The sequence below is a fragment of the Salinivibrio sp. VGrn1 genome (assembly GCF_009377995.1).
GTDB classification, from domain to species: Bacteria; Pseudomonadota; Gammaproteobacteria; order Enterobacterales; family Vibrionaceae; genus Salinivibrio; species Salinivibrio siamensis.
In genome coordinates this window covers 35,451-48,599 of record NZ_SATA01000003.1, presented here as the reverse complement: position 1 = coordinate 48,599, position 13,149 = coordinate 35,451, and the positions used below count along the sequence as shown (strand labels likewise).

General features: G+C 51.3%; 13 protein-coding genes. 4 read left to right on the top strand and 9 right to left on the bottom strand.

Translation table 11 applies throughout. From position 1 onward, the window contains the following. The first annotated feature begins 86 nt into the window (after positions 1 to 86). The 3 genes from ybeD to lipA all read left to right on the top strand — a co-directional run bounded on the left by ybeD (position 87) and on the right by lipA (position 2,053). Positions 87 to 356 (top strand): DUF493 family protein YbeD, encoded by a 270-nt coding sequence (ybeD, locus tag EHW56_RS05875; RefSeq protein WP_152796835.1) that lies wholly within the window; start codon positions 87 to 89, stop codon positions 354 to 356. An 84-nt stretch (positions 357 to 440) separates the two neighbouring features. Next, positions 441 to 1,091 (top strand): lipoyl(octanoyl) transferase LipB, encoded by a 651-nt coding sequence (gene lipB, locus EHW56_RS05870; RefSeq protein ID WP_172969991.1) that lies wholly within the window; start codon positions 441 to 443, stop codon positions 1,089 to 1,091. Next, the gene (lipA, locus tag EHW56_RS05865; protein WP_077605816.1) at positions 1,088 to 2,053 is read left to right on the top strand and encodes a lipoyl synthase; all 966 of its coding nucleotides are present in this window, start codon (positions 1,088 to 1,090) and stop codon (positions 2,051 to 2,053) included. The genes lipB and lipA overlap by 4 nt, the downstream gene beginning before the upstream one ends. A gap of 72 nt (positions 2,054 to 2,125) precedes the next feature. Here the strand turns inward: lipA and EHW56_RS05860 are convergent, their stop codons facing one another. The 6 genes from EHW56_RS05860 to EHW56_RS05835 form a co-directional block, all read right to left on the bottom strand. Then, positions 2,126 to 3,379 (bottom strand): glutamate-5-semialdehyde dehydrogenase, encoded by a 1,254-nt coding sequence (locus tag EHW56_RS05860; protein ID WP_152799433.1) that lies wholly within the window; start codon positions 3,377 to 3,379, stop codon positions 2,126 to 2,128. A 21-nt stretch (positions 3,380 to 3,400) separates the two neighbouring features. Next, the gene (gene proB, locus EHW56_RS05855; RefSeq protein ID WP_077578638.1) at positions 3,401 to 4,555 is read right to left on the bottom strand and encodes a glutamate 5-kinase; all 1,155 of its coding nucleotides are present in this window, start codon (positions 4,553 to 4,555) and stop codon (positions 3,401 to 3,403) included. 85 nt (positions 4,556 to 4,640) lie between these two features. After that, positions 4,641 to 5,042, bottom strand: coding sequence for a sigma factor-binding protein Crl (crl, locus tag EHW56_RS05850; RefSeq protein ID WP_046073744.1), 402 nt, complete (start codon positions 5,040 to 5,042; stop codon positions 4,641 to 4,643). 157 nt (positions 5,043 to 5,199) lie between these two features. Further along, positions 5,200 to 6,453: an esterase FrsA gene (gene frsA, locus EHW56_RS05845; RefSeq protein WP_172969992.1), complete on the bottom strand. Its 1,254-nt coding sequence runs from the start codon at positions 6,451 to 6,453 to the stop codon at positions 5,200 to 5,202. Positions 6,454 to 6,619: 166 nt separating this feature from the next. Then, positions 6,620 to 7,075, bottom strand: a complete 456-nt coding sequence (gene gpt, locus EHW56_RS05840; protein ID WP_069361135.1) for a xanthine phosphoribosyltransferase — start codon at positions 7,073 to 7,075, stop codon at positions 6,620 to 6,622. 56 nt (positions 7,076 to 7,131) lie between these two features. Further along, positions 7,132 to 8,424, bottom strand: coding sequence for an NCS2 family permease (locus EHW56_RS05835; protein ID WP_046073747.1), 1,293 nt, complete (start codon positions 8,422 to 8,424; stop codon positions 7,132 to 7,134). A gap of 702 nt (positions 8,425 to 9,126) precedes the next feature. On the opposite strand from EHW56_RS05835, the gene EHW56_RS05830 reads away from it, so the two are divergent. Then, complete coding sequence (locus EHW56_RS05830; RefSeq protein ID WP_152796829.1) at positions 9,127 to 10,602, top strand: aminoacyl-histidine dipeptidase; 1,476 nt, start codon at positions 9,127 to 9,129, stop codon at positions 10,600 to 10,602. Here the strand turns inward: EHW56_RS05830 and dinB are convergent. The 3 genes from dinB to EHW56_RS05815 form a co-directional block, all read right to left on the bottom strand. Beyond that, positions 10,599 to 11,675, bottom strand: a complete 1,077-nt coding sequence (gene dinB / locus EHW56_RS05825) for a DNA polymerase IV (RefSeq protein ID WP_077578616.1) — start codon at positions 11,673 to 11,675, stop codon at positions 10,599 to 10,601. The two genes, EHW56_RS05830 and dinB, sit on opposite strands and share 4 nt — an antisense overlap. Positions 11,676 to 11,729: 54 nt before the next feature. Further along, entirely contained in the window at positions 11,730 to 11,951 is a 222-nt protein-coding gene (gene nqrM / locus EHW56_RS05820; protein ID WP_046073749.1) for a (Na+)-NQR maturation NqrM, read from the bottom strand. A 98-nt stretch (positions 11,952 to 12,049) separates the two neighbouring features. Further along, positions 12,050 to 13,066: an FAD:protein FMN transferase gene (locus EHW56_RS05815; RefSeq protein WP_152796828.1), complete on the bottom strand. Its 1,017-nt coding sequence runs from the start codon at positions 13,064 to 13,066 to the stop codon at positions 12,050 to 12,052. Between the last annotated feature and the right edge of the window lie 83 nt (positions 13,067 to 13,149).

Sequence of the window (13,149 nt, the reverse complement as noted above, 5' to 3'; positions counted from 1 at the left end):
CTCGCGCTTGGCAGATTAGTATTTCGCGTTAATCGTGATCAATCGCACAAACGCGTGCCTCTATCAGCCTGCAGTTGGGAGTTAACATGCAAGAGCAACCGAAATTAAAAGATCTATTGGAGTTTCCTTGCCAATTCACCTACAAGGTGGTGGGCCAGGCAAAACCTGAGCTACCCGATCATGTATTGACCGTGATCCAACGCCACGCGCCAGGCGACTATAGCCCAGCCGTCAAGCCCAGTGCCAAGGGTACCTATCACTCGGTGTCGATCACCATTAAGGCGACCTCCATTGAGCAAGTGGAAGTCCTCTATAAAGAGCTGGGTGAAATTGACATCGTCCGCATGGTGCTCTAATTCGAATACCCACACGACTGGCGGCTTTAAATCGCGCTGCCAGCCTCTATAATATCGCCACTGACAACAACATGGGAAATGGGTTTGCAGCACCAACTCGTTGTAAGGCACCTTGGCCGTCAACCGTATCTCCGCGTCTGGGAACAGATGCGCCACTTCACCGATCGGCGTGACGACAATACGCGTGATGAAGTTTGGCTGGTTGAGCATGATCCGGTTTTTACCCAAGGACAAGCGGGAAAAACGGAACATGTGTTGGTCCCAGGCGACATCCCTGTCGTACAATCAGATCGCGGCGGACAGGTGACGTATCATGGGCCAGGGCAACTCGTCGCCTATTTCCTGATTAACCTCAAACGTAAAAAAGTCGGTGTGCGAGCGCTCGTGAGCCATATTGAAGATCTTGTGGTGAACACACTAGCACACTTCCACGTTGACGCTTACGCCCGCCCAGATGCGCCCGGTGTTTACGTTAACGACGCAAAAATATGTTCTCTTGGGCTCCGTATCCGTCGCGGGTGCTCATTCCATGGACTGGCACTCAACATCAATATGGACTTATCACCGTTTCAGCGTATTAACCCATGTGGTTACGCTGGTATGGCCATGACGCAACTGAGCGATCAGGTTGGCAAAGTCACGCTCGAGGACGTTCAACCTGTGCTGGTAGACACTTTAACTCAACAGCTGACGTACTCTGAGGTTGAGTTTACAACGGAAAGCAGCGATTTATGAGCAAACCGATTCAGATGGAACGCGGTGTTAAGTACCGCGACGCCGACAAAATGGCGCTTATCCCGGTCAAAAATATGCCGACCGAGCAAAAAGAAGTGCTGCGCAAGCCTGATTGGATGAAGATCAAACTCCCAGCTGAGACTGCGCGTATTAAAGAAATTAAAGACGCGATGCGTAAAAACAATCTTCACTCCGTGTGTGAAGAGGCATCGTGTCCTAACTTGGCGGAGTGCTTTAGTCACGGCACGGCAACCTTTATGATTCTCGGGGCGATTTGTACCCGCCGTTGCCCTTTCTGTGATGTTGCCCACGGTCGCCCCGTCGCCCCTGATAGCGAAGAGCCAAAGCATCTGGCGCAAACCATCAAAGACATGAAACTGCGCTATGTGGTCATTACCTCGGTTGACCGTGATGATTTACGTGACGGGGGCGCCCAACACTTTGTTGACTGTACCCGAGAAATCCGCGCGCTCAATCCAGAGATCCAAATTGAAACACTGGTTCCTGACTTCCGTGGCCGTATGGATCGCGCACTCGATATCCTGCAAAACAACCCACCCGATGTTTTCAACCATAATTTAGAAACAGCGCCACGCTTGTACCGCAAAGCGCGTCCTGGTGCCAACTATCAATGGTCGTTGGATCTGCTGAAAAAGTTCAAAGAGATGCATCCAGAGGTGCCGACCAAATCGGGCTTGATGATGGGCTTGGGTGAAACCAAAGAAGAGATCATCGAGGTTCTCAAGGACTTGCGTGCTCACGGCGTCACCATGCTCACGCTTGGCCAGTACTTGGCACCAAGCCGACACCACTTGCCAGTAGAGCGTTACGTCCCGCCTGAAGAGTTTGACGAGCTGAAAGACATTGCTCTCGGTTTAGGCTTTACTCATGCAGCATGCGGCCCGTTTGTTCGCTCTTCCTACCATGCCGATCTACAGGCAAAAGGCGTGGAAATTAAATAAACGCCCAATCTGTCGAGATAAAAAAACCGCTAGCCAGACTAGCGGTTTTTTATTATCGGTTACCTTGGGTACTCAGTGACGTGATAAATAGTCCGCACGCCCCACCCATTTATAGGTAGTCAGCTCCTCAAGCCCCATCGGGCCACGTGCATGCAGCTTTTGCGTCGAAACCGCCACTTCTGCCCCAAGCCCAAACTGCGCACCATCGGTGAAGCGCGTTGAGGCGTTGACGTACACTGCCGCCGAGCCGGCACCATTAATAAAGGTTTCTGCCGCCTGCAAGTCGTTGGTCAAAATGGCATCGGAATGGCTGGCATTGTGCGCACGCATATGCACGAGTGCCTCATCCACACTATCAACCACCACCACTCCAAGGGTTGGCCCGAGCCATTCCGTATCAAAGTCTCCTGATTGCGCCTCACGCAGTTTCGCCACGCCATCCAGATACGGTAGCGCACTTGATCCGGCGACAATGTGCAGCCCATGCTGATTAAACGCCGTCAGCAAGCGAGCGAATAATTGTGCTGCCACGTCTTTGTGAACCAGCAAGGTGTCTAGCGCGTTGCAGGCGGATGGGCGGTCTGTCTTGGCATTGAGGATCACATCGGGTGCTCTATCAAGATCGGCACTGTGATCGACATACAAGTGGCTAATGCCAAACCCCCCGATAATCACAGGGATGGTACTGTTTTGTTTGCACATTTTGTGCAGTCCGGCACCACCGCGTGGAATGATCATGTCGACATAATCATCAAGAGTCAGTAACTCAGAGACCAGCGCACGATCAGGTTTTTCAATATATTGCACCGAGGCATGCGGCAATCCCGCTTTCTCTAACCCAGTTTGTATCACTCTCACTAGTACCTGGTTAGTCGCGAAGGTTTCTTTCCCTCCCCGCAGAATCGCTGCATTGCCCGTTTTTAAGCACAATGCCGCGATATCAATGGTGACATTCGGGCGCGCCTCATAAATGACCCCAATCACTCCTAGCGGTTCACGGCGCTTTGATAATGACATGCCGTTTTCAAGCAGCTTATGATCAAGCATCTGGCCCACGGGATCGGCCAGCGCAATCACTTGCCTCACATCGCTCGCCATATTGGTTAAACGGTCTGGGGTCAGGGTTAAACGGTCCAACATCGCAGGATCCATGTCTGCCTCACGAGCGGCGGCGAGATCGCTTTGGTTGGCGGCTAATATTGCACTTTGCTGTGCATCCAGCTCGTCAGCAATAATGGCGAGTGCTCGGTTCTTGTTGCTCGTCGATGTGACGGCCAGTTGGTGCGCAGCGTCTTTGGCTGCTTTGCCCATGTTTTGTAAACTCATTATGTCCCCGTCTTTGCTCTTTTAATTGTCTACTACGACTAGGTCATCACGGTGCATCGCGACAGGACCGTATTCATAACCAAGAATATCTGCGATTTGCTGGCTATGAGCGCCAGCGATACGGCGCAAATCACTGGCGGTATAGCGACAAATACCGCGCGCGACGCATTTTCCTTCAACCGAGAGAATACGCACCACTTCACCACGCGCAAACGCCCCTTTCACCGCAACAATCCCCTTACTTAACAGGCTGCTACCTTTTTGCGTCACGGCGGTAATGGCGCCCGCATCGACGACAATATCCCCCGCGGGTGGCGGTCCGGCAAGGATCCAGCGTTTACGGCTTTCTAAGGGGCTTTCTAAGGGCAAAAAGCGCGTGCCTGCGTTATCCCCAGCGGTGACTTTTTGAATCACTTCAGGCTTACTCCCCGCGGCGATGGTCACCTCTACCCCCGCTCGACGGCCAATATCAGCCGCTTGAAGCTTGGTCGCCATACCACCTGTGCCCAGGCCCCCTACGCTACCACCTGCTAATTTGCGTAAGGTTTCATCAATGGTATGGACTTCACGAATCAGCTCGGCATCCGGGTTTGAACGCGGATCGGCCGTGAACAAGCCGGGTTGGTCAGTTAAAAGGAGGAGTTTGTCTGCATCGGCGAGGATGGCCACTAAGGCAGATAAGTTATCATTATCGCCCACCTTGATTTCGGACGTTGCAACCGCATCGTTCTCATTCACAATCGGCACAATGCCATTATCCAGTAAGGCCTGAAGCATATCACGCGCGTTGAGAAAGCGTTCACGGTGCTCTAGATCGGCCCGGGTAAGCAGCATCTGTCCGACTTGAAAGCCGTACAAACCAAATAAATGCTCCCAGGTTTGTATTAAACGGCACTGACCCACCGCAGCCAGCATTTGCTTGTTGGCAACCGTGTCAGCGAGTACTGGATAGCCGAGGTGCTCTCTGCCCGCGGCAATCGCGGCTGATGATACGATGATCACCTGATGACCTTGCTGCCGTAAACGGGCACATTGACGCACCAGCTCAACCATGTGTGCCTGATCTAAGCGCGCAGAACCGCCCGTCAACACACTGGTGCCGAGTTTTACCACAAGCGTTTGGGGAGAGACGCTGGCCGCGAGGTCACCGTCTTGAAATACATCTTGAATTGTCATGGTTGCCTGATCCACAAAAGCGTATGTCTCTCTTTTATCAATCCCTCACCTATTTAACAAGGGGTGGGATCAGGCAAATGGCGGGTTATTCAGAGCAGGCCAGTTCCGGCTCAGTCAGTGCTTGGCTTGGTGAAAGAGACAGGCCTAGCTCATCGTCCAGCAACGCACTCAATTTGGCATAAAAGTTAGTCAAGGTTTTATCCACGGCCGCTTGCGCTTCACGCGGAATCGACTTGGCGACCCAATCCCCTTTTTTATCATATAAACCAAACCCATAACGATAGGTAAACCCTTCCCCCTCCGGGGTCATTTCAAACCACCAGCCCCAGAACTCACGTGCGTCAGGATCTTTTTTAGCATCCACACAGACAGAAAGGCTATCGAAAAAGTAGCGCTCGGTGTCTGACTTTCCTTCTCGAAAGTACGGGCCCAATGCAGTAAAGCGTGTTTTTAATCGTCCATGTGAAAGCGGTAATTTATCGCTCATCGTGTCCTCCAATGGCACTGTGACGTCCTTGTTCATGGTATATCATGGGCTTAGCCATCAGGTGAACGACAATATCCCGCTTTCAGCGGTGGATCACATCTTCATTTTTACCCCTCTCACGGATAGCGCCTATGCTATCCGTGCCGCGGTATCCCGATTAAAGCACACCCTCGAACCACTTAACGGTTTCGGTCAAGGCACGGTGATAACCATCGTGCAGTGGGGTATTGGGTAACGTCATGGCTTTGCCACCGCGACTGTACCTGGCGATCATTTGATTGTCTGACTCCGGACAAACGGGATCATCTTTTAGGCTAAGCGCTAAGATCGGCACCTCTGTGCGTCGGCCAGTAAGCAACCCTTGATTTTTTAGCGACCAAGCCTGTAAGCGCGTTTTTAATGTGTCGATAGGAATACGACGCCCCAAGCGTGATCCGAGGGTATCCAAGTACATAGGCGGCATTTTTTTCATTAAAGAGGCGTCTGTCAGTAACGCATGAACAATGCCACCGAGTGACGCACTGGCTTTCACACGATGCGGCTCGAGAAACGCCATTCTCACTGCCGGATTGGCACCAAAGCGAATGCCCATGGTGCCCACACGATGATGATCCACCCAAGGGACATCGACCAACTTATCCAACATCGCGGTGTGCAAACGGCTGGTATCTTCATTGAGGTGCCAATGGCAGCTATGCCCCACGGAAGGCATATCTAGGGTCAACACCGCAATGTCGGCGGGGGCAAAATAGTCAACAAACAAGCGCCACAAGTCAGTTTGTAAGCTATCTAAGCTGCCGCTTAAGATAACCACCGGTAGCGTAGCGTCGGTGCGGGGTAAATAGAGATACCCTTTCAGTGATTTCCCATCTAGCCGCGTCTCCACCGTTTTCACTGTGAACGGCAGTTGTGCAATCGCACTCTCGAACGCCTTAAATGCCAAGGTTTCCGACTGTAGCGCCAAGCTGTCCCCTTTCAAGTGTGGGTAAGCGGCAATACCAAAATATGTGCAAGCTTGTAGCCATTGCTCCCCTGCTTGTTTGGCTTTTCCCTCATCCATCAAGGCTTGGGCGGCTTTTTGATGCTGCATGCCAACCGCTGTCCATTCATAATTCCAGTTTCCCGAGCGGTAGCCTTCAACGGTATCGAGCAATGTTTCTACCGAGCGCGAGTTGTCTGAGTGAGCGATACGGGCAAAGATGGCCTCCATTTCCAATGGCTCAACCCCTTGCCACGTCCACTGACCACGACGGCGCATTCGATACCAACTCGACTCGCTGTCACCATCAAATGCCGAGTAATCTGACTGTTGGGTTTGCTGAACGGCACCGAACAGGGTCGATGTCTCGGTGGCATGCTTGTGTTTAGCAAACAGTTTGACCGATAGGTTTTGTGATTCGTTGTCCGACACACCCGCTCCTAGGCTTTTTATGTAACGTGCTGTTAGTTTAAACCATACACATATCAAGGCCATGATTTTCCGCACTAATCAGCCATACCAGCCAAAAGCGTCACCCCAGAAACCAAAAACGCCGCGTAACAACGCGACGTTTTTTTGGGGTGGGAGTATGAATGACTTACTTGGCGATGGGATCAATATAACTGACCGCCATATCCCAAGGCTGTTCAATCCAGGTGTCTTGGGCAATATCGACCACATAGTCATCTACCAAAGGTTTCCCTGCAGGCTTAGCACTGACAGTGACGAAGCGCGCTTTCGGGTATAGCTGGCGGACCATTTCTGCGGTACCTCCGGTATCGACCAGATCATCCACCACGATAAAGCCTTCACCATCACCTGGGGCTTGCTTCACCACTCGCATATCGCGTTGATGGTCATGGTCATAGCTTGAAATACACACAGTATCGACATGACGAATACCCAATTCACGAGCCAGTATGGCAGCGGGCACGAGGCCTCCGCGGCTCACGGCAATAATCCCCTTCCATTGTTCTGCGGGCAGCAATTTCTCCGCCAACTGACGGGTGTACATCTGCATATTGTCCCAAGTGATAATAAACTTATTGCTCATGGTGAAAACCTCGTGGCGACTCTCGCCTTGTTATAACATCAATGTGGGCAGCTGTTTTACACCAAGAAAACGAACTTGAGTAAGAACAACCCCGCCAAAATCCAAATACTGACAGGGACTTCTCGCCCTTTGCCCGCAAAGGTTTTTACGGCACAAAACGCAATAAAGCCAAGCCCGATACCGCTTGCAATCGAATACGTCAGCGGCATCAGCAAACAGACAACCACCACAGGGGCCGCTTCTGTGAGATCTCGCCAATTGATACCGACTAAGCCAGACATCATCAAGATCGCCACATAAAACAATGCGCCGGCGGTCGCATAAGCTGGCACCATCCCTGCGAGCGGCGCAAAAAAGAGCGCGAGCAAAAACAAGATGCCGACAACGACCGCCGTTAGGCCTGTGCGCCCGCCCGCGGCGACCCCGGAGACACTCTCAATGTAAGAAGTCGTGTTTGACGTGCCTAAAAGCGCCCCGACGGAGGTCGCGGTACTGTCTGCCAGTAAAGCACGATTTAAACGCGGTAGTTTACCATCTTTGTCGAGAAGTTCCGCGCGCTGTGCCACACCCACTAAGGTTCCTGCGGTATCAAAAAGGTCAACAAACAAAAATGCGAACACAATCGACACCAACCCCACTTCCAATGCGCCAGAAAAATCTAGCTGCATAAACGTCGGTGCTAAGCTCGGTGGTGCTGACATCACGCCCCCATAAGCCACATCTCCGGCAATCACACCAATCACGGTGACCGCTAAAATCGCAATCATGACCGCCCCTTTCAAACCACGATGTACAAGGCCAATGGTTAGGAAGAATCCGAGTGCCGCCATCGCGGGGGCGAACGCGGTCACATCGCCCAGTGCCACCATGGTGGCTGGATGATCAACCACAATCCCCGCATTTTGTAAGGCAATCAGTGCCAAGAAAAGACCAATACCAGCGGAGATCCCCGTCCTCAATGACATAGGAATGGAGTTAATAATCCACTCTCGCACGCGCAATACACTCAGCAAGATAAAACATAGGCCCGAGATAAAGACCGCCGCTAGCGCAACTTGCCACGAGTGTCCCATTTGCAAAACCACCGTGTAGGTGAAGAAAGCATTCAAGCCCATCCCCGGCGCCTGCGCCACCGGATAGTTGGCAACAATCCCCATCACCAAACAACCAATTGCGGCAGCGAGACAGGTGGCGACAAAGACAGCGCCTTTGTCCATGCCCGTTTCGGCTAAAATCGATGGGTTGACGAATATGATGTACGCCATGGTTAAGAAAGTGGTAAACCCAGCAATCACTTCCGTGCGAAGATCTGTGCCATGGGCCTTGAGTTTAAATAAACGCTCTAACATCGGTTATGTCCCAAACTAAAAGTGGTGTATCGCTAGATACCAAAAGGAAAACGTTTGCGTGGTAAAATTTGGCGCAAATCTTACCGATCGATGGCGGAAATTTCCAGCGTAAAAAGACCGGAACAAGGGTAAATATCGCCGACTCGAACAGATAACTGTCAAAATCGTCATTATTCGGTAGCAAACAGGCAAAAAAAACGCCACACATTGTGCGGCGCCAGAATTAAAGCGTTTGCTTCTGGATCAGAAATGTCTCTGTAAGAGCGGGGGAATCGTAAAACTTACTTGCTATACCCGAACGGTGCCGGATACGTAAAACCTTGTGTATAGACTGACTGCTGGTTCCAGTAGTAGCTTGATACCATGCCTTCCATTTTTAACCTCTCTCAAGTTTAAACCAATGTTGTTCACATTTATCTCGGTTCCTTGGAGGCGAATACTCGGGTTCACTCCATGAACAACTGGCAAGCTTGGTTGCCAATGTCTAGATAATACCCCAATGGTAATTTATTTACAAGCATAATGGTGACCATAGTCACAAAAAGTTCATATGTGTAATTTAATTACAGTAAAAACGCCTAGTAATGCTGGCATAAGTGGTTTCTCTCCGTGACTGTTGTCGACATAGAGACAGTGATATCCTTGGGTTTGTTTTTCCATTCCAGAGAGGCCTGCTACGAAAAAGGCCATAGATAAAATAAAATGGAGTCTACCGTGTCTGAAATCAGCCAATTATCACCCCGCCCCGTTTGGGCATTCTTCGACCAGATCTGTGCTATTCCTCATCCCTCTTATCATGAGTCGCAACTTGCTCAATTTATTATCGACTGGGCTAAAGGGCGCGGCCTAGACGTCCGTCAGGATCAAACGGGGAACGTATTTATTCGTAAACCGGCAACGCCCGGAATGGAAAACCGTAAAGGGGTCGTACTCCAAGCCCACTTGGATATGGTGCCGCAGAAAAACGAGCATACCGATCACGATTTCACTCGCGATCCTATTCGTCCTTATGTCGATGGTGACTGGGTGACCGCTGATGGCACGACATTAGGCGCGGACAATGGCATTGGCATGGCTTCATGCCTTGCGGTACTAGACGCTGATGACATTGAGCATGGCCCGCTAGAGGTGCTACTTACCACCAATGAAGAAGCCGGAATGGATGGCGCATTTGGCTTGGAAGCAGGATGGCTAGAAGGCGACGTTTTGCTCAACACGGATTCGGAGCAAGAAGGCGAAGTCTATATGGGGTGTGCCGGTGGCGTCGATGCCAGCATGCATTTTCCGATTGAGCGACAAATCAACGACGAGGAGCTTGCGCGCTTTACCGTGGGGATCAAAGGGCTAAAAGGTGGTCACTCAGGAGTCGACATCCACACCGGACGCGCCAATGCCAATAAATTACTGGCCCGTTTGCTCAGTCATCATCTTGGAGAAACGGATACACGCCTACTCGCATTGCGGGGCGGCACCTTGCGTAATGCCATCCCGCGAGAGGCGTTTGCCGATATCGCCATCCCTAAAGGCCAGCAGCAAGCGCTGGCGGCGGCTGTCGATGATTTTGCCATGCTGATGAAAGACGAACTTGGCCAGCTTGAACAGCAAGTCACTGTCATTCTAGAGCCGTGTGATAACCCCATTGCACCGCTGACACGCGCCGTGCAATCCCGTTTATTGGCGGCCTTGAATGCCGCACCAAACGGCGTTGTCAGAATGAGTGATGATGTTCCGGGTGTGGTCGAAACGTCACTGAATTTAGGGGTTATCAACACCGAAGAGGATCGCATTACTGTGCTATTTCTGATCCGCTCGTTAATCGATTCGGGCAGAGAAATGATGCAGGGGATGCTGCAATCTTTGGCAAGCCTCGCCAATGTCACGGTCGAGTTTTCAGGCGCATATCCAGGCTGGAAGCCCGATCCTGACTCACAAATCATGCATATTTTCCGTGACACCTATGAAGGTATTTATCAGCGTAAGCCTGACATTATGGTGATTCATGCTGGCCTTGAATGTGGCTTGTTTAAGAAGCCGTATCCAACGATGGATATGATCTCCTTCGGCCCGACCATCAAGTTCCCACATTCACCCGATGAAAAAGTGCATATCGATAGTGTGGGCCATTACTGGCAGCAAATGCAGGCGATTTTAAAGGCGATCCCCACTAAATCAGCCTAACCCAGTAAGCTAAGTTGGGGGGCATTATCGTCCCCCAATCCCACCGATAGTCCAATCAGTCGTATGTGTCGTCCCTCTCCACGATAAAACGCCTCATGCAGCAAGGTATCAAACAACGCGCGGTCAAGTGACTCGCATCGATGCGCCACCGTGGTGGTTTGAAAATCATTGAACTTGATTTTTATCCCCTGCCGACAAATTCGGCCACTAGCATCGGCTTTTTCTAAGCGAACCAATAACGCTTGATAGAGGTGATCTATCCAGGGTAGACAGGCCTCGAGCTGGTCAATATCCTCCGAGAGGGTCCGCTCTACGCCCACGGATTTGCGAACTCGCTCAACTTCAACCTCTCGTGGGTCAATACCGTGCGCCCGCTGCCATAGCACGGCACCAAATTTCCCCATCCGCTGTATCAAATCGGTTTGATCGCAGGCCTGGATATCTGCGCAGGTAAAAAGGTTCCATTCATGTAGTTTCGTCAATGTGACTCGACCCACACCAGGAATTGACTGCAAAGGGAGGTCACGGACAAAGTCATCCACCTGCTCAGGCCCCACCACACAAATGCCATCCGGTTTGTTTTTGTCTGAGGCGACTTTAGCGACAAACTTCACCGGTGCTACACCGGCTGATGCGGTGAGACCAAGCTCTTGATAAATATCGCGCCGAATCGCTTGAGCTATCCGCGTCGCAGAGTTTTGTAGACAAACAGTGTCGGTGACATCGAGGTAAGCTTCATCCAAAGATAACGGCTCGATGAGATCGGTGTAGCGATGAAAGATAGCATGAAGCTGCTGAGACACTCGGCGGTATTTGCCCATATCGCCGCGCATCACGGTTAACCCAGGGCACAGTTTAAGAGCTTGGGCGGTCGCCATTGCCGAGCGGATCCCAAATCGGCGCGCCGGATAATTACAGGTCGCTATCACACCTCGCCCATCTGCAGATCCACCAATTGCTAAGGGAATGGTTTGTAACGCAGGATTATCCCGCATTTCAACGGCCGCATAAAAACAGTCCATGTCGATATGGATAATTTTCTTGCTCGCTCGGCGGGTTTTTGAGCTCGTCATTATGCTGCGTCGCTAACAGCCCAACCGTGGCGGTCACCACGGTGGGCATTCTCTTTAGATGATTTGGTTTTTCTTCCATTCACGCGTTTTTTCCGCGCGATCTTCTCGCTTTTTCCGCGCATCACATGGCTCTGGGCAGTCGCACTCTTTCTCGATACCGACGGCCCCTAAGCCACCACAGCTACCACTGATCGTTTTCTGCTGCACGATGTAACCAATTGCCATGCCGGCAATGACGAGTACAAAGACAGCAAAGGTGATAAGAAAAACTGACATAATTGCTCACCTACTTTTAGTCGTCACGCTCAGCAACATAACGCTGAACGCTAGTTCCACGCCTAATGCGTGTAATAGCCGCCAGTGCGCGTGACGCACTAACGGTTTAGGTATGGTTTAAAGGCCTCTGACGCCATTTCTGTAAACCCGTCATCGGTTTTGACCACCATAAACGCGGGAATATCCGCTTGGTTGGCCAGCGCCATGGCCTTTTCCGGCCCCAACACCATAAAGCCCGTCGCTAAACCATCGGCGGTCATGCAAGACGGATCAAGCACAGTGACGGACACGAGGTGATGATTAATGGGTCGTCCTGTTTTGGGGTCGATAATGTGCGAATAACGTACACCATCTTGCTCAAAATAGTTACGGTAATCGCCAGACGTAGCGACGGCCATATCACCGGGCTGAATGATCTCTTGCACAGATTGCGCGCCAGTACTGGGTTTTTCGATGGCAATCCGCCACGGGTTTTGATCTTGGTTGACACCCTTTAATTGTAACTCACCGCCAATCTCAACCAAATAATTATCGAGACCAAGCGTGGCGAGATAATTGGCGACCATATCTACCCCATACCCTTTGGCAATCGTCGACAAATCGACATACAAGTCAGGATGGGTTTTGGTGAGGGTGTTGCCTTCAACCTGTAAATGCTCCAACCCAATCCTTTCCATGCGTGAGGCGATGTCTTTGTCGCTCGGAATATTCTCTGGGCGTTTCTCGGGGCCAAAGCTCCATAAGTTCACCAACGGGCCTACAGTGACATCGAGCGCCCCTTGAGTGAACTCATTCAGCCGAATCGCTTCTTTCACCACGGTCGCGGTTGCTGGCGATACGTCCATTGGTGTATCTGCTTTCCGCTGATTGAACTGGCTGAGTTCAGAATCGGTACGATACGTCGACATCTGATCGTTGACTCGTTCCAAGCGCTTATCAATTTCAGCTTGAATCACATCCTGTGATGGCGCGTTGTCGGTGGCGATATATTTCACCGAGTAGTATGTTCCCATGGTCTCACCGGTCAGATGCACCAGCTCAGGAGCACGGTCGCAACCGAGCAATCCGACAGCTAGCGCAAATACCCATGCACAGCGTAACCATAACGTCTTCATAGTGGTGTCCTTCGACATCAGTTTCATACGTAAAATGGCTGACCCATAGGCCAGCCATTAAGAGGTAAGACAGACTGTCGGTG